General features: G+C 59.4%; 9 protein-coding genes. 4 read left to right on the forward strand and 5 right to left on the reverse strand.

The window, feature by feature from the left end:
- The first annotated feature begins 2 nt into the window (after window positions 1-2).
- The 4 genes from ABLU96_RS09360 to lysM all read left to right on the forward strand — a co-directional run bounded on the left by ABLU96_RS09360 (window position 3) and on the right by lysM (window position 2,845).
- Window positions 3-848: a BtpA/SgcQ family protein gene (locus ABLU96_RS09360; RefSeq protein WP_047723922.1), complete on the forward strand. Its 846-nt coding sequence runs from the start codon at window positions 3-5 to the stop codon at window positions 846-848.
- Window positions 848-1,492, forward strand: a complete 645-nt coding sequence (locus ABLU96_RS09365; RefSeq protein ID WP_025106330.1) for a TenA family protein — start codon at window positions 848-850, stop codon at window positions 1,490-1,492. Before ABLU96_RS09360 ends, ABLU96_RS09365 begins: the two co-directional genes overlap by 1 nt.
- Before the next feature lie 97 nt (window positions 1,493-1,589).
- A complete protein-coding gene (locus ABLU96_RS09370) occupies window positions 1,590-2,150 on the forward strand; it encodes a nucleotidyltransferase family protein (protein WP_064404977.1) in 561 nt (186 codons plus the stop codon).
- Between the two features lie 245 nt (window positions 2,151-2,395).
- A complete protein-coding gene (gene lysM / locus ABLU96_RS09375; protein WP_025106332.1) occupies window positions 2,396-2,845 on the forward strand; it encodes a peptidoglycan-binding protein LysM in 450 nt (149 codons plus the stop codon).
- 168 nt (window positions 2,846-3,013) lie between these two features.
- On the opposite strand, the gene fyuA is transcribed toward lysM, so the two are convergent.
- The 5 genes from fyuA to irp1 all read right to left on the reverse strand — a co-directional run bounded on the left by fyuA (window position 3,014) and on the right by irp1 (window position 18,116).
- Window positions 3,014-5,035, reverse strand: a complete 2,022-nt coding sequence (gene fyuA, locus ABLU96_RS09380) for a siderophore yersiniabactin receptor FyuA (protein WP_064404974.1) — start codon at window positions 5,033-5,035, stop codon at window positions 3,014-3,016.
- Between the two features lie 129 nt (window positions 5,036-5,164).
- Window positions 5,165-6,742 (reverse strand): yersiniabactin biosynthesis salycil-AMP ligase YbtE, encoded by a 1,578-nt coding sequence (gene ybtE / locus ABLU96_RS09385; protein ID WP_064404972.1) that lies wholly within the window; start codon window positions 6,740-6,742, stop codon window positions 5,165-5,167.
- Window positions 6,743-6,745: 3 nt separating this feature from the next.
- Entirely contained in the window at window positions 6,746-7,549 is an 804-nt protein-coding gene (locus ABLU96_RS09390; protein ID WP_048262810.1) for an alpha/beta fold hydrolase, read from the reverse strand.
- Window positions 7,546-8,643, reverse strand: coding sequence for a Gfo/Idh/MocA family oxidoreductase (locus ABLU96_RS09395; protein ID WP_049079753.1), 1,098 nt, complete (start codon window positions 8,641-8,643; stop codon window positions 7,546-7,548). The genes ABLU96_RS09390 and ABLU96_RS09395 overlap by 4 nt, the downstream gene beginning before the upstream one ends.
- Window positions 8,640-18,116 carry a yersiniabactin polyketide synthase HMWP1 gene (irp1, locus tag ABLU96_RS09400; RefSeq protein ID WP_064407245.1) on the reverse strand — a complete coding sequence of 3,159 codons (9,477 nt, stop codon included), beginning with the start codon at window positions 18,114-18,116 and terminating at the stop codon, window positions 8,640-8,642. The genes ABLU96_RS09395 and irp1 overlap by 4 nt, the downstream gene beginning before the upstream one ends.
- Between the last annotated feature and the right edge of the window lie 20 nt (window positions 18,117-18,136).

Here is an 18,136-nt window from a genome sequence, read left to right on the forward strand (position 1 = left end):
AGATGGTTTCTATCTCAGCAGAAAAAACGAATGCAATACAAGCTATTTTTTCACGTAATAAAGTTGTTATTGGTGTTATTCATTGCGATCCTTTTCCCGGCACGCCGAAATATCGAGGGAAATCAGTCTCCGGTATTGTTGAACGTGCGCTTCGCGATGCCGAAAATTATATTTCGGGCGGCGTTCACGGCCTGATTATTGAAAACCATGGTGATATTCCTTTTTCCAAACCTGAGGATATCGGTCATGAAACCTCTGCGCTGATGGCGGTGATTACCGAGAAAGTTCGCGAGCGTTTTGGTGTGCCGCTGGGCATTAATGTCCTGGCGAACGCGGCGATCCCGGCGATGGCGATCGCCCTGGCGGGCGGGGCCGATTTCGTCCGCGTAAACCAGTGGGCCAACGCCTATATCGCCAACGAAGGATTTATTGAAGGAGCGGCCGCTAAGGCGCTGCGCTACCGCAGCATGCTGCGCGCTGAACATATTCGCGTCTTTGCCGATAGCCACGTCAAGCACGGTAGCCACGCCATCGTTGCCGATCGTTCGATTCAGGAGCTCACGCGCGACGTGGATTTCTTCGAGGCCGACGCGGTAATTGCGACCGGCCAGCGCACGGGCGATAGCGCAACGATGGAGGAAATTGACGAGATCCGCGCGGCGACGGAGCTACCGCTGCTGGTGGGCTCCGGGGTGACGCCCGCCAACGTGAGTCAGATCCTCGGGCGGACCCAGGGGGTCATTGTGGCCAGTACGATGAAGGTCGATGGCGTCTGGTGGAACGATGTTGAGCTGGCCCGGGTGAAGCATTTTATGTCGGTCGCTCAGGCCGCGCTGGAGGATGCGTAATGGAAGCGTTTAGCGAACGCCTGCTGCGTGAACATCAACCGGCGTGGCAGGCGATGCAGCAGCACCGTTTTGTGACTGATATCGAACAGGATCGTCTGCCGACAGCCGTCTTTAACCGCTATCTGGTGTTTGAGGGCAACTTTGTCGCGACGGCAATCGCGATTTTTGCTCTCGGGGTTAGCAAGGCGCCGGGTATTCATCAGCAGCGCTGGCTTATTGGCGTCCTGAATGCCCTGGTTGACACGCAGATTGCATGGTTTGAACAGGTGTTATCAGAACGGCGGATAACTCCCGCTGATTATCCGGACGATCTGCCCGGCGTGCAGCGCTTTCGCGACGGCATGCTGCGGACGGCCCGGCAGGGAAGCTATGAGCAGATCGTTACCCTGATGTTCGGTGCGGAGTGGATGTATTATTTCTGGTGCCGACGGGCGAGCGAACATCGCCAGAGCGATGCTGACGTGCGCCGCTGGGTGGAGATGCACGCGGAGGACGAATTTTATCAGCAGGCGCTCTGGCTGAAGAACGAACTCGACCGCTGCGCCATGGCGCTAAGTGAAAGCGAAAAGCAGGCGCTGTCGGCGCTTTACGGTGATGTGCTGCAGTGGGAAATTGATTTCCATCACGCTGCGTACGAGGAGTAGTCGTGCGCTAAACAAAGGGGGCGCCGAAGCGGCGCCCCCTGAACGTTGATACTATGATTGGACGCATACTCAGGTTAATCACCGTTTCAGGGAAATCATGAACTATCAGGATGAATTGCAGAGATTATTGTTAAACGACCCGATAAGAATGAACGCGCTGTACGCCGTTCAGGCGCTGGAACTCAGCGATGGCTGGATTGGCGCCGGCTTTGTCAGAGATGCGGTCTGGGATCATCTGCACGGCTACGGGCAAAGGCCAGTTTCGGGTGACGTGGATGTTGTATGGTTCGACGCGAAAAGCGGCAGCGCCGCCGACGATAGGGCACTGGAAGAGAGGCTGAGCCAGCAATCATCCGCCTTTAACTGGTCGGTGAAGAATCAGGCCAGAATGCATCAACGTAACGGTAATAAACCTTATCACTCCACGGAGAATGCGTTGCTGTACTGGCCTGAAACGGCGACGGCTATCGCGGTCAGAATGGGACGTTCAGGGCTTATTGAGGTTATCGCGCCCTACGGGCTGGACGATCTGTTTGCACTCCGTCTGCGGCCCACGCCGGTATTTGCGCAGCATAAGCTGGCTATTTTCAGCCAGCGCGTCGCGGAAAAACGCTGGCTGCAGCGCTATCCAGGCCTGCAGCTGATTGTCCCGACCTGAGCCGTTTTCGCCATCACTGCGGGTTAACGCCTGATTTTATGTCATGCCCACTGGGCAGAGTACCGATTTTCCTGCCGTATCCGGGCAAATATCCTGCACGTTGACGCTTATTGATTATACTTTGATGGCAGGTTGTGCTGCTTCAGGCGGTTGCCGCTCTGGGGTGGCAGAACCGACATCCTGGAAATGGGCTTAACCGGTCTGATGAATATTTGATCGTGAAACAGTAATGGAGGTATGGAACGATGGGATTATTAAATTTTGTCAAAGAAGCGGGCGAGAAAATATGGGACGCCGTCTCCGGCGGCAGCAAGGAAGATAAGGCCGACAAGCTGAAAAAACATATTGATGGTCTTAATCTGCCCGGTGCCGAAAAGGTCAATATTGATGTTGCGGACGACGGCACCGCGACGGTTACCGGCGATGTCGGTTCGCAAGAAGATAAGGAAAAAATTCTGGTGGCGGTAGGTAACGTCACCGGCGTTGGTCAGGTTAATGACAGCGTGAAGGTGACGCAAAGCGGGGCGGAAAGTCGCTATTATACGGTGAAATCCGGCGACACCCTGAGCGCCATCTCTAAAGCGATGTATGGCTCTGCTAATGACTACCAACGTATTTTTGAAGCCAACAAACCGATGCTGACGCACCCCGATAAAATCTATCCGGGTCAGGTGCTGATTATTCCGGCGAAGTAAGCGCTGAATTCCTTCGGCAGCAGCAGGCCGATGGAATTATCTTCAAGGCCGGCCAGTGACAATATAGGTTTTGTTGCTGGCTGGGGTTGTCCCAGGCGTTTTCCTGACGTCAACGAGTTAAATTCGGTGATGACAGGGATGCGATTATTGCATCCCTGTATCGTTGGATCAGAAGAAATCAATTCGCGTATTGATACCGACGGTGCGGCCCATATTAACCTGCGCGACGGCGCTGCTGCCGTTCATATATCCATAGGTACGGTAACGACGGTCGAACAGGTTATCGACATAGACGGAAATATTCATCCGTTCCGTCGCCTGCCAGCCAATGCTGCTGTCCAGGGTGGCGTAGGCGCCTTGCCGCAGCTGGTTGTCGCCATCGAAATAGTGCGGCCCCACCAGATTAACCGCCAGCCGCGGCATCAGTGCGCCATAGCGCGTATCAATCACGCCATTCACGCTGCTTCCCGCGCCGTAACGCGGTACGAACGGCACCCGGTTGCCGTGGTACAGCTCGCTGTCGTTGGTGAATTCGGAACGGATCATGTTGCCATTGATATCCCATGACCAGCCGGGGGCAAACCGCCATTTCGCTTCCAGCTCAACGCCGGTGGCGTCGGCTCTCCCCGCATTGCTTAAGGTCTGCATTCCGACCGGGCCAGAGTAGAGCTGCATATCTTTGGTGTGGGTATAAAAGGTGGCGGCTTGCAGCGTGACATCGGCGGTGTCGTAACGGGTGCCAATTTCATAGTTGATGGATTTTTCCGCGTTGAACGGTTTGGCATCAAGACCTGCGGTAGGCACGATATTATATCCGGAAGGTTTATATCCCTGGGCGACGCGGGTATATACTCGCCAGTCGTCGGTCAGCAGATAGCCTGCGGAGAGCTGTCCGAGCACCCGGTCGTCATTGCTTTTACCCTGGTCGCCAAATGGGTTTCCCAGCATGCTGCCGTGATACTGCGTGCTGGCTTTATCATGCGAGAAACGCACACCGCCGCCGATGTCAAAACGTTCGGTTAAATGCCAGGTCAGATCGCTGTAGGCGGCAAGGGTTTCAGCGGTGGTATAGCCGGTGCTGCTTAAATAGGGCATCGTCGGCATATCGTAGGCGGAATTTAGCTTTTCGCGGGTGTTCTGCCGGTACAACCCAAATACCATATCCACGGTACGCGTATCGCCGAGGGTGGCGGCGCGTAGCTCCTGTACATCCTGGTTCCAGCGCTGGGGCATATTGACGATCAACGAGCCGGAAGGGAAGGTCCGGGAATAATTCTGCTGCTGCCAGGCGCCGATCAGATTGAACACCCAGTCATCGGTAGTGTATTTACCGCTTAGCGTCTGGCTGTCAGTACAGCGCCGTAGGTACGGGTCCGGTGAACCCTCGCCGAGAGATAGCGTACGGCTCTTGAGATCATTCCATGCCACGTAGGCATCCTGTGTAGCGCGAGTGCATTCGCGCGAGGCGGAAAACCCCATTTCCCAGGGCTGGTCGTCCGGCGCCAGACGCAGTTTCACATTCCCGATACTGGCGCGGGTACCGCCTAAATCATCGCTACCGGTCGAGGGGTTAATCATCTCGCCGTCATCAACCTGGCGTAAAAGGGTCACGCTGCCGTATAACAGGCCATCCTGAATCGGGCCGCTCAGGTTGAGTTTGCTTCGATAACTGTCACGACTGCTGACGCCGCCTTCAATATAGCCGCGCGGCGTGCTGTCCGGCTGCTGGGTGACGATGTTAATGATCCCGCCCTGGGCGCTTTTGCCATACAAGGTGCCCTGCGGTCCTCGCAGCAGCTCCACGCTTTGCACATCGGTCAGCGCCTGGATGGTGTTGGTCGAAAGCTGCGGGACGCCATCGACATACAGGGTAACGGCGGGGTTATAAAAGTCCTGGGCCGAAGAGATGCCGCGTAGGGAGATCGTTGAAAAAAGCATGTTGCCGCTATTTTCAATATTCAGCCCAGGCAACACTCTGGGGAGTTTGTCACTGGCGGTAACGCCCGCGTCGCTTAACTCCGTCGCGCTGATAACGGTAGAAGAGACATTATTGGCTGATGCCGAGCGGGAAGACTGTTTGCTGGCGGTGACCACCAACGTGCTTTCGTCTTGCTGTGAGGTTTGGCTATGAGCAGCGGCCGGGAGTAAAAATCCCCCCAGAACCAGAGGATAAAACCGTGTCATTTTCATTGTTATGAATCCCTGAAAAACGGCGAGACGCCAAAATACCGATAATGGTGAATTGAAAATGATAACTATTTCTAATTGCACTGCTACCCGAAACGGGTTTATTTCCACCTGTTTCGGGTAGCGGGGCGCTTATTGGGCTGAATGGCGATAACGCTCAATGGCGAGCGCCGTCAGGCGCTTTTTATCTACCTTGCCGACGGCGGTGAGCGGCCAGTGGGTCAGAAACTCAATTTGATCGGGAATCTTCCACGCGCTGATCCCCATTCGGACCAGCTTTTGACGCAGCTGTTGATAGTCAGAGGGAGTGCGTTGCGCGATGATAAACGCGCATATCCGCTCGCCAAGCAGCTTGTCCGGCGCGGCGACCACGGCGCAATCCTTTACGTCTTCCAGACGCATCAGCACCGATTCCACTTCCGCAGCGGCTATTTTCTCTCCGGCGCGGTTGATCTGCTCTTTTATACGCCCCTCAACGTACAGATTTCCCGCCTCATCGAGCCTGACATTGTCGCCCGTACGGTAAAATCCTTGCGCGGTAAAGGCCCGCGCATTGTGCTCGGGAGCGCGATAATAGCCCGTAATAGTATAAGGACCGCGCGTTAATAACTGTCCCGTTTCGCCGGGCACAACGTCGTTCTCCTCTTCGTCAACGACGTGAATTTCATCCAGGGGAGACATAGGGCGCCCCTGGCTGTGGAGAACGGTGGCCAGAGGATCGTCCAGCCGGGTAAAGCAGAGCAAGCCTTCCGCCATACCGAATACCTGTTGCAGGGGACAATCAAACGTCGAGATAACCTGCTCAGCAAGCGTTGGGTCAAGCCGGGCGCCGCCCACCTGAATGACGCGTAGCGAAGAGAGATCGCTGTCTTCCCACTCTCTGGCCTGCACCCAGAGCTGCGCCAGCGCCGGTACCAGGGCGACGTGGGTCACGCCTTGTTCAGCGATTAAAGGCATCACCTCATCGCAGCTGGCGCTGTCGGTCAATACCACTTTTCCGCCGCAGGCAAGGGTTCCCAGAATACCGGGGCAGGCCAGCGGAAAGTTATGCGCCACGGGGAGGACGGCGAGATACACGCTCTGTGGCTTAAGGCCGCACAGTTCGGCGGAGGCGCTGAAGTTATAGCTATAGTCAGCGTGCCGTCGCGGGATAAGCTTTGGCGTCCCGGTGGTGCCGCCTGAGAGCAGCAGCAGCGCGGTGCCGGCAGCATCGGGCTGCGGCCACGCCTGCCGTTCGCCGCGCAGCGAGAAGAGCGGCGTAAAATCGTCGCCTTCGGTCTCACCTGCGACCAGAACTTGCCGCAGGCAGGCGTGTTTGCGCGCCATCTGGCGGGCCAGGTCCGCGTGGCTTTCTCCGTGAATCACATAAGCGGCCGGTTGCGCCAGCGCCATCAGCGCGTCAATATCCAGCGCCCGCTGCGAGGGCATCGCCAGAACAGGGATAGCGCCCAGTCTTAACAGCGCGAACAGCAGGATCACAAATGCGTTGCCGTTGGGGAGCTGGATAAGCACATGTTCTCCCGGACGCAAACCCAGCGAGTCTAACCCTGCAGCAAGCTCATCGACCCGAAGATCGAGCGCGCTGTAGGTCAGCGAGCCTTTGGCATCAACGACAGCAATTCGCGAGGGATAGCGAGCCGCCCAGTGGCGCAGCTGTTCAGCAATGGGGAAGGGATACTGTTTTATCAGAGAATCAAAGGAAGAGTGCATGCGTCACCTTTCTGAAGTGCAGGACCGATTTTGCAAAGCGGTCGTCGCAGAAAATACGTGGGGAAAATGGTGAATAATCTGCGTAAAAAAGGCCCTGGATTGTTGCAGCAGATAAAAATGGTCGCCGTCAATCACCACCTCGCCTGCGATATGGTTCAGCCACGGACGCCAGGCCTCCATCTCCGGCCGGGAGGCTTCACGATCGCGGCTGCCGCACACGAGCAGCGCAGGCGTGCGCAGCGGCGGAAAATCGTCGAGCGAGTCGTAGTGATAGTGCTCAGTAGCGTAAAAATCAGCGCGCAGAAGAGGAAGAAATAGCGACAGTAGCTCCTTGTTTTCCTGTAGTTCAGGCGAACATCCGCCGATATCGATCAGTTCAGCGATAAAGTCGGCATCATCGCGGTCGCTGAGCCTGCGCCGGGAATGCAGATGAGGGGCATGGCAGCCGGAAATAATCAGCCCTTGTGGGGGAAGCCCCCGTTGTTCCAGAAGCCGGCAGGTTTCAAACGCCACCTGCGCGCCCATGCTGTGCCCGGCAAGTAAAAGCGGGGCGTCAGGCGATACGCTCTCTTCCAGTTCGTCCGCCAGCAGCGACGCCAGTTGCGTAATGCTGCTGAGCGGCGCCAGATGGCGCAGGCGATCGCGCCCCGGCCAGGTCACCAGGGAAAGCGCGATCTCCGCCATGGGGTGGTCTCGCCAGCGGCGAAACGCGCTACTGCTGCCGCCCGCGAAGGGGCACATCACCAGATGCGCCGTACTGGCGTTGCGGGCGGGCCATAACGGTATACACATGGCAGATTGCATCACCGGGACTCCTCATCGTGGCGGTAGAAAGCCGGTAACCGGTCGTGACGCGGCGGCGTCAGATGTCGGATCTCCGCATGGCCGGTCTTACGTAAAATCTGCTGCCATAACTGTGATAACGCGAGCTGATGAGCGGAGTGGCAGGCCGCCGGCAGATTTCCACCCGCCAGATGGCAGCGCAGCTGCTGTAGCAACCTACCGACCCCCTCCGGTCCGGCGGTTTCACAGCAATCACGCCAGCTCAGGGGAGCCGCGCTGCGCGTCTGGCCCGGCGGGTCGCGCAGGATCTCCGGCCTGCGGTAGAGACTACGAACATTTGCCTGATGTTCTGCGACAAACAGGCTGGATGACCAGACCACGGGGCCGTAGCTTGCCTCCAGCGAAAGATGACCTTCCGGCCAGCCCAGCAGCAAACGGTGCATAATCAGGCTGTGCATATCAGGATCGTCAGGATCGAGATAGCGCTGAAGTAGCAGACAGGCTTCTCCCGCCGGCCAGAAAAGTCTCAGACAGTGAAAGTCGCTAAAGCTACCGACCACTTCGCACGCCACGCTGGCGGCATCAACCTCTAGCGCCAGCAACAACAAATCCAGCGTGGAGTAGAGCAACTGTCGGCTGGTGGTTGCGTGAGCAACCGACGGCGCCTGATCCAGGCTGCGACGTAACCGCTGCGCATCCCCGAGCCAGGCGCGACCCGCACGCGCGTGCGGATAAAACGTGTTGACCCAATAGCAGCGGCCCCGTTCCTGCGCCAGCGCTTGTAAAGAACGGACGTCATCCGGGTGGAGGGGATGTTCCTGAATCACGTGCACGCCGCGGGTCAAAAAGTGCCGGGCAAGCTGGGTTCCGCTCCCGCCGGCGACGGTTGAGCGCACGACGATACAGGCGATATCCGGCATCTCGGCGATCTGTTCCGGCGAGGTATACAGCGGGATTCCAAACGCATAGGCCAGCTCTCTCGATCGCGCGCTTCCCTGGGACAGAAGACCAACCAGTTCCAGCCCCTCCTGGGGCTGCATAAAGGCGTTGAGGTACATTTCGCCAAATTTAGCGCCCACAATCAGTACGCGTTGCTTAGGGGCGGCGGACGGCATCATAACGTGTTCTCCGGTTGCGTTGAGGTTGCGCCGAGCCAGCGCTTTATATGCTGCGCACAGGTCTGAACGTGGGGGGGCTCCAGCATGATTTGCCAATGGCTGGCTTTAATCGCATAGCTGTCGGCGCGGTCTATCCAGGGTTGCCATTCGGTTTCCGCTGGCGTCCAGCGCGCGGGTCTCATCGCGGCATGCACGATGAGACAGGGGAGCGGAACGGTTTCGTCCGGCGTATGCTCGGTCAGTAAGCGCAGCAGATGCGCGATGTTGTCGATCCACGCTTCCGCCGCCTGTAGCGTCAGGTTTTGCGCCATCATTCCCGCCGTTCTGGCAAGGTCGATAAAATAGGCAAGCTGGCGGTCGGGCGTCAGCCGATCGAAATGTTCCGGCAGCGCCAGCGGCGTATCTCCTTCGGCTAACAGCCGCAGCAGGGCCGTCCGGTTTGCGCAACGAAAATCCTGTCGACACACGGGATCGATTAACGCCAGCCGTACCTGCTCGCCTTTGGCATCCAGGCGCTGCGCGGCGCCCGCCGCAAGAAAAGCGCCATACGACCAACCCGCCAGAACATAAGGGCCGTGCGGCTGCTGGCGGCGGATACTCGCGACATACTCATCGATCATCCGATCAAGCGTGGCAAAACGCTGCGGCGATTTTGCCTGCAGGCCGAAAACGGGCATATTCAGCGCGCTGGCGAGCGGCAGCCAGGCGCTGATATCGCCGTCTGAAGCATGGAAAACAAACAACGTTTCGCCGCCACCGCCCTGGCAAATGGGCACAGGATTCTCCTCTGCCGACGAACAGGCCTGCAGATGGGCGCAGAAGTCGCTGAGCGTTGAATGGGTGAACAGATCCTGAAGGCTGGCGCTGGCAATTCCTCTGCGGTTCAGCTGCGCGACCATCCTTGTCGCCATCAGGCTGTCGCCGCCCAGCGCGAAAAAGTCGTGATGTCTGGACACGGGGCGAGACAGCAGCGTTTGCCAGAGTTCAGCGACCTGTTTTTCCAGCGCCGGATCTCCCCCGGAGCTCGGTGTCGATTCGGCTGGCGCAATCTGTGCGTCAGGCGGGGCCGATAGCGGAGTAAATAACGTTTCTCGCTGCCGGATCTGCAACGCGGGCAGGGTGGCGCCAAAACGCTGCTGCAGATAGCGGCTCATGGCTGCTTTATCCGGGCGATTCACCCCAGGCGAACGTGCGACCAGCAGATGCTGGCGCAGCGGCGACGATTCCTGCGGCGGCCAGGCCAGTTCGTTGGCAAAACCGGCCTGCACAAGCACTTCCTGCCATGCCGAACGGGTGAGCATAGGTTTTTCATCCCGGCGGCGGAAATCGCGGTATCCGCTTAACCCTTCGATAAAGCCGACGCTCGCCAGCTGGAATACGCTGTTTCGTTCCGTCGCTTCAACGATCAGCAGACGTCCGCCGGCTTTCAGCAACCGCTTTAATCGGCGCAACGACTGTACGACATGGCTGGCGTCGTGAAGCACGTTGACGGCAATAATCAGGTCGTAACCCGCCTCGGGGTGGGCGGTAAAATCCAGCGGCTGGTTGATATCGAATAAGGCGTAAGACACCCGCGATTCATCGTGGAAACGGGTTCGGGCGTCGTTGAGGAACTGCGCGGAGACATCCGTGAAGTGGTATGACAGCCGCGTGTTTCGCGTGGCCTTCAGCACCGGTTCCGCGGTGGCTGCGGTTCCGGCGCCCACCTCGAGGATCCGTTCTGCGCCGCAAAGGGCGGCAATCTGCGCGGTATAGCGATTCAGACAAGCGCTGGCGGGGTTTTCGCGATACAGCGCGTCGGTTACGCGCAACGACTCGTTGAACAGCAGTTCCAGCGGCGAACACTGCCCGGAGAAGAGGTCGTCGTGCCGGGCGATGCAGGCGTCAAGATACTGCGCCAGCGCCTGGCTCCAGTGGGTTTGCGGGCAAGCTTCGTGAGGTTCGGGAATTTCGCTGAGCGGAATGCGGCAGCGCCAGCTATCCCCCTCGCGCACTAACCATTCTCTTTCCGCCAGACACTGCAGCCACTGGCGTAGCAGGCGCCGGTGTGACGCTTGCGCGCCCAACGCCTGTACTATTTTGCCAAATGGGTGGGCAACCTCCGGGGTGGTGAACAGACGGTGGCGATATAGCGTTGCGGCAATCCCCTGCAGCGCACGCGCCTCCAGCCAGCGCCAGGTCGCTTCCAGCTCGTCAAGTTGCGTCTGTTCAGGCAACGGCAGCGCCAGTGAGGCGAGATCGTGCTCATCATGTAACGGCGCTGAGGGCGGTGGATCCTCGGTCATAACGATATCCAGGGTTAACGCGCCATTTTCGCTTAATTCCGCTCTGGCCTGTTGGATGCAGGGGTATTCCTGCGCCGCTTGCTCAATATCCCGCAGATCGTAGTCTGTCTGCGCGTTCAGCGGCCAGCGGCGGCGGGGAATGTGTTCGGCAATCCCGCTGTCCATGGTCTCCAGGACTTCAGGGGTGGCAATGGCGGCCTGCAGGATGGCGCAGTAGTCATTAAACATCGCTTCAGCCGCGCCCGGTTCCAGCACGTTATCCATGCAGTACCAGCTAAACGTCAACGCGCCATCGCTCTCCATCACCTGATGATCCAGCCAGACCTGCGGCGTTTGCGTAAAGACATAGCAGGGTTCGCCGAACAGATGACTCATTGCCCGGTCGATAGCCATTCCTTCCAGCGTCATCCCCAGCATGCTGGTAAACACCACCGGCATCAGCGGTTGACGCTGGGATCCGCGCTGGCGCCCCAGCTCGCGGATCGCCTCAACGCCGTTCACTTCGCTGTGCGCCATGTTTTGCCAGAGACGCTGCTGGGTCCGTTGCATCTGCTCCTGCAGCGTTAGCGGCGTTGAGAAGTTAAAATCAACCAGCGTGACGGAGGTAAAATCCCCGATCAACTGATTGATTTGCGGGTGGATCGGCTGGCGATTGAAGAACGTCAGGTTCAGCGTAAATGCCGTGGTACGGCTCCAGCGCTCAAGGGTGGCGGCAAACAGCGTGAGCAGCGCGGCGGAGGGGGTGACGCCCTGCTGCTGCCAGCGTTGTTTCGCCGCCTGCCACTCTTGTCTATCAAGCGTCGAAGTGAACGTGGTGAAGTGCGGGGTTTCCGGCGGAGTCTCCACCACCGGCAGTTCCGGAGCTGAAGGCAGTTGCGGCAGTTTTTCCTGCCAGTAATCCCAGGCATCGTGCCATGCTGTTGTTTGTCGGCGCGCCTGTTCAGCCATCACGTAATCGCGGAAGGTGATATCGAGCGGCGGCAGCGTTTCTCCGCGCCATACCTGGGCCAAATCGTCCATCATGACTTTAAAGCTCTGCACATCGAACTGCAGAAGATCGAGGTTCATGTGCAGGCGGTAGCGGCAATCGTCGATTTCGCTGACCACCAGCTCAAAGAGCGGCCACTGGTCGGCAGGTAAAACGCGATAGCTCAGTTCATGGCGCCGTTTTTCCAGCGCCTGGCACTGCTCTTGCGGGGAAAGCGCGCGCAGATCGTCGCGCGGGATACGATACGTCGGGGTTGTCGCCAGAACGCGCTGTTGTCCATCTGCATCCACCACCATCCGCAGCATATCGTGGCGGGCAATGAGCTGGTTCCATGCTTTCTCCAGTACGGCGAGATCGAACTCATCGTGGCGTTTATCCCATTCAAACAGCACGTGACAGGCAACGCCGCCATAGCCAATAAGATGGGTTCTGCCCAACCAGTAGGCATGCTGAATCGGCGTCAACGGGAAGGGCGCGTAACGCTCAGCGGCATCGTGCTGCAACGCTTCCGGCGGCGATACGGCAGGCGCCGTCTCTGCCTGAGAACAGATAAGCTGTGTGAGCCCGTGCGGCGAGAGATCCTGCCACGCCCGTTCCGCGTTGATGCGTACACCCAGGTCATGTTGAATATCGCTGCTGAGTTCAAGAAAGAGCAGCGAGTCCATTCCCAGCTGTAACAGATCCTGATCTGCGTTCAGCGAAGCAGGATCGTTCAGTCTTAGCTGCACCGCAATGCGATTTTTCAGCCATGTCATCACCGCCGCTTTATCGCTGATGCTACCGTGAAAAGCATGGTTATCAGCGGGAGTCGCGGCCGGAATCGCGGCGTGTTCTGTTGCTGCGGCGTTAAACAGAGCCTGCTGCAGCGGGGGCATTTTGTCGGTGAAAACGCGCATGGCCAGTCGCCAGGCGGCGCCGCGCATCACCGCTTGTTCAAGGTGCCAGCGCCCCTCGGCATCGCTTAACGCGCCCATGCCACGATCGGCAAGGGTCGTCAGCATCTCTGTCGTAGCCGCCCGGCCGCTTTCTCCCCATGCGCCCCAGGCGATGGAGAGCACTTTCGGCGTATCAAGGGAGGAGAACTGCCGGGCGAGCCCGTCAAGATAACCGCAGGCCAGCGCATGGGCGCTCTGGCCTGGCGCGCCGAGGGCGGCGGCAGCGGACGAATAGAGAATCAGATAACGGGCGTCGTGGTTGCCCAGCGTTTGTAATAGCTGGCTTGCCGCCTGCGCTTTGACCGCGAAAACGGCGGCCAGCTGGTGGTCATCGAGTTCCTGCAAGGGCCCATCAGCCAATACGCCAGCGGTATGAATCGCTCCGGCAATGCCGCCGCTGGTCACCAGTTCATCAAGAACACGGGCCAGCTCTCCGGCATCACCCACATCACAACGGCAGACGCGAATCTCCACGTCCGCTGTGTCGCCTGGCCATGACGCATCCACGCGCGGCGCCAGTAGCGCGATGCGGCGCGCCCCTTTTTCTCTGAGCCAGTTCACGGCAAGGCGGCCCAGTCCGCCAAACGCCCCGGTCACCAGATGCCAGCGGTTATCGCCGGCAAACACCTTCGCCGGTAATTCGGCGGCGCATCCCGCATTGGGCGCCAGCGAAGGGAGCCAGAAGCCATTATCCCGGGCTGCAAGCCAGCGTTGTGACAATGAAACAGCGCTTAATCCTTGACGCAGCGTTTCCCACGAGGCGTTTTCAGCCATATCGATAGCGGCGATTAACCGTTCCGGCTGTTCGTTGGCCGCGACGCGAAGCATAGCCCACAGCGCGTGATGGGCCGCTGATAGCGCCTCGTTTTCCTCGATTCGCCACGCGCGGCGGGTGACGACAATCAAGCCGCCTGGGCTGGCGGTGAGCGCCTCTTTCACCTGTGTCGCTAACGCCAGCGTCTCCTCGCTCTCGTCGACAATCATCAGGACAGAAGGGGCCTGCGGATCGTGAAGAATGCCGTATTGCGCCAGCGCCTCTTCGTAGGCAAGGGTACCGGCGCTGAGGCGGAATACCAGCGGGCGGCTATTACTGTCGATGCTGAGGGGCCTCCAGCGCCAATGATAATGCGTCTGCGGCGCAGGAAGAGGCGCGTCGGGCGCCAGCGGCAGCCACTTGCCGTCTGGATGACGGGCTTCCACGCGCATCTCGCCGCGGGAAAAGGCTGCGTTTCGCCAGCTTAAGCGCACCTCCCCCAGCCATTGCGGGGCGGTAACGAGGGGCGGTTTCACGGGGGAATCGTCGCCGTGCCGCGCGGAGAGGCGCCGCCAGGCCTCCTGCCAGCGGGCGGTAAACCGTTCCGGCTGACCTGCGCAATCGGACCAGTCGGCGAGATAATCAGGGTTATCCGGCAACGTCTGTTCCAGCGCGGATTCTGATGACGTGGACATCTCCTGGCCGGGCAGGGTGGCGAGAATGATATGTTCGCTCATACCGGCGGTCGGGCTGTCGTCCTGCGGTAGCCACGCTATTTTGCAGAATCCGGCGCGGCGGCACTGCTGCTGCCACTGATGGGGGGTGAGGAAGAGCTCGCCTTCGCGGGCGTCGATATCCTGTAGCGGGAGGACCAGCGGGCCGAAAACGAAATCAAACAGACGCATTGGCTGGGTGATTTCGCGCATCAGCAGGCGCCCACCCGGCTTGAGCAAGGGACGCAGATTATCGAGGGTTTGACCGATATGGCGCGTGGCATGGATCACGTTAGCCGCGACGATAAGATCGTAAGACTGCGCCGCAAAGCCCTGAGACTGCGCCTCTTGTTCGAGATCCAGCTCGTCGTAATGCACAAAGTCATAGTCGGCGAATTTCTGCTGCGCGCGGCGGGTGAACAGTGCGGAGATATCGGTGAAGTGGTACTCCAGCGCCGGTACGTCTTTGAGTTCAGGCAGCAGCCATGCGGTGGTGCCGCCGGTTCCGCCTCCGACTTCAAGAATGCGCAGCGGCTGATGGGGCTGACGCGCCTGGACGATACCCCGTAGTACCCCGGCGGCAATCTGGTTGAAATAGCGGCCAAAGCTGAATTCCTGATATAGCACCTCTACGCCGTCGGAAGCGCCTTGCGGGAAGATAATCGCCACCGGCTCTTCCGCGCCGCTCATCATGTCGTATAACCGATCGCCGGCACGGGCGATGGTATCGGGGATAGCCTGATAACCTTCACAATAATCGGCGAGTTCCGTCAGCAGAATTTCCCGCTGCTGATGTTCAATGGGGCGGGCGCGGTAGTAGCGCCCCTCAGCACAGCGGTAGTCGCCGTCGACCACGCAGTTATTTAGCAGGCGCTGAAGCAGCTGCTGGTAGCGGGGCATCAGTCGTCCATGGCGCATAATGGTGATGGCATCCACGCCGTTATCTATCGCATCGCCCGTACAGCGTTGTACCAGCCGATCGACATAGATGGCGTGCAGTCGCGTGGCGCACTGTTTAAGCGCCTCCAGACGGGGGAGTTCGAGCGCTGTCGCGGCGCTGTTGGCCACCTCTAATCCAGCGGCAAGCACAGCATCGGCAGGCTCGCAGGCGGAGGTGGCGCGTTCTTTCCAGTAACGCTCGGTCGCAAACGGATAGCATGGCGCGGAGATACGTTGCCCATCGCCTGCCAGAAGATCGGCCCACGGTAAGGTGACGCCGGCCGCGTATAGCTGGAGAAGCGCCTGATTCAGGACAGCGCTCGCCTCCTGTTTACGCCGGGCGCTGGCTATCCAGTAAGCGTCATCGCGGTATTCGCGCTGTCCGGAGGCAATCAGCTGGGCGTCGGGCCCCATTTCAACAAAAACGCGGGCACCGAGCTTGCGCGCCGCCTGAATACTCTGAATAAAACGTACCGGCTGGCGCATATGGCGGCGCCAGTAATCCGCCTGGTTGAGCGTCGCCTCGTCAATGAGTTCGGCGGTAAGCGTGGAAATCAGCGGTATTTGCCCCGGCTCGGCGAGCAGACCCGCGCAGGCCTCCTGGAAGCGATCGAGTATTGGTTCAAGTAAAGCGGAGTGCGCCGCGCCGGTTACGCTCAGGCGACGATAGTCGATCTCGTGTTGCGAAAGCGCGGCGCAAAACTCCGCGATACGGGCTTCCGGCCCGGAAAAGACCGTATGCCGGGTGCCATTGTTGGCGGCGAGATCCAGCTCGAACTGACGGGCCAACGGCATCAGCGCCTCTTCTTGCGCAAATACCGCCACCATCGCGCCGCTTGCGCACAGCTGCATCAGCGCGCCGCGCCGACATACCAGCGGCATGACCTGCTCAATGGTATAGTGTCCGCAGACAACGGCAGCGGCAAATTCGCCGACGGAGTGACCCATGGCGAAGTCGGCCTTCAGTCCTTCAGCGCGCCAGTGGGCCGCCATCGCGATTTCGAACGCGACAATCGCCGGCTGGGCCCAGGCCATATTGTCAAGCTGCGCTGAATCGGGATTAAACATCGCTTCCCGTAGCGAAGGCGTGAGCATGTCGCGACAGGCGGCAAAACAGCGCTCCAGCGTATCGGCAAACGCCGTTGAGTGCTGGTACAGAGACTGGCCCATAGTGCGCCAGTGCGAACCCTGCCCGGTAAACAGCCACACCTGTTTGCCGCTGGCGCCGTGGCCGCTATAGACCGGCGAAGTCGATTTCGCGCCAGCCCAGGCGCTGAGCGCGGCGGCGGTGTCATGATTTAATGGCGCCGCCAGGCGGAAGGGAAGATCGAGACGGCGCGCGCGTAACGCCGTGAAGGCCAGATTGTTGGCATCCGCGTTCTCCCTAAGCGCCGCGGCATAGTCCGCTGCCAGCTGCCGCAACGCGGTGTCGCTGGCGGCGCTGAGCAACAGCGCGGAACTCTTGCTGCCGTCATCCGCGGCGGGGTAGCTTATGTTGAGTTCGTCGGGCAGCGAAGCGACGATCATATGGCAGTTGGTGCCGCCAATACCGAAGGAGGAGACGCCCGCGTAGCGCACTTCGTCCTGCCACTCCTGCGCCGTCACCGGCACGGTAAAGGGGCTTTCCTCGAGCTTAAGCGCCGGGTTTGGCGTGTGAAAATTCAGCATTGGCGGAATTTTTCCGCGACTGACCGCCAGAACGGTTTTCAGCAGTCCGGCAATGCCCGCCGCGGTATCCAGGTGACCAACGTTGCTCTTCACGGAACCCAGCGCGCAGCGCTGTTGCGGCGGGCGGGGAGCGTAGACGTTGCGCAGGGCTTCTATTTCAATCGCGTCTCCCAGCGGCGTGCCGGTACCGTGGGTTTCAATGTAGCCGATCTGCCTGTCGTCGATGGCCGCCAGCATTAACGCCTCTTCGATGACCGCTTGCTGTCCTGCCACCGACGGCGCGGTATAACCCACTTTTCTGTTTCCGTCGTTGTTGACCGCGCTGGAGAGGATCACCGCGATAATCGGATCGCCTGACAGCAGCGCGTCCTTCAGGCGACGCAGCACCACGCAGCCGAGACCGTTGCCGGCCCAGGTGCCCTCTGCCGAGGCGTCAAAAGGGCGACAGTGGCCGTCGGGAGAGAAAATCATCCCGGGCTGGTAACGGTAACCCGCCTGCTGGGGGAAGGAAAGCGCCACTCCGCCGGCTACCGCCATATCGGATTCGCCTGCGCGCAGGCTTTCGCAGGCCAGATGGACCGCAACCAGCGAACTGGAGCAGGCGGTCTGTACCGATAACGCCGGGCCGTGCAGATTGAGTTTGTAGGCCGCGCGGGTGGCTATATAGTCCTTGTCATTGCCCATCAGAGACTGCAGGCCCTTGACCTGTGCGACCTCTGTCACGTTCAGGGCTTCGCGGCCGGGATAGGTGCTCATCCGCGAAGAGGCGAAAACGCCGGTCTTATGGGGGACGGCGCCCGGGGCGTAACCTGCATGCTCCAGCGCATGCCAGACCGCCTGTAAAAACAGGCGCTGCTGGGGATCTATCGACTCCGCTTCCTGCCGCGAATAGCCAAACAGGGTGGCATCGAAGCAGTCAGCGTTGTCTAAAACCGTTCCAATATTGACGTAACAAGGATCGTCAATAATGGCGGTATCCAGCCCGGCGGCCAGAAGCGCTTCGCGCGTAAAGCGTCGGCTGCATTCGCGGCCTTCCAGCAGATTTCGCCAGAAGGTTTCGCCATCCGGCGCTTCAGGAAAATGGCAGGCGTAGCCGATGACTGCGACAGGTTCGCAGTCCGGGTAGCGTTGAGCGATCGATGCATCAATGGAATCTGCTGTTGGCGCAGAAGAGAAGCGCAAGTTATCCATAATCGGTCCCGTTTCCTAAA

Origin of the sequence: Klebsiella sp. CN_Kp106 (genome assembly GCF_040064575.1) — a bacterium.
Taxonomy (GTDB): Bacteria; Pseudomonadota; Gammaproteobacteria; order Enterobacterales; family Enterobacteriaceae; genus Klebsiella; species Klebsiella michiganensis.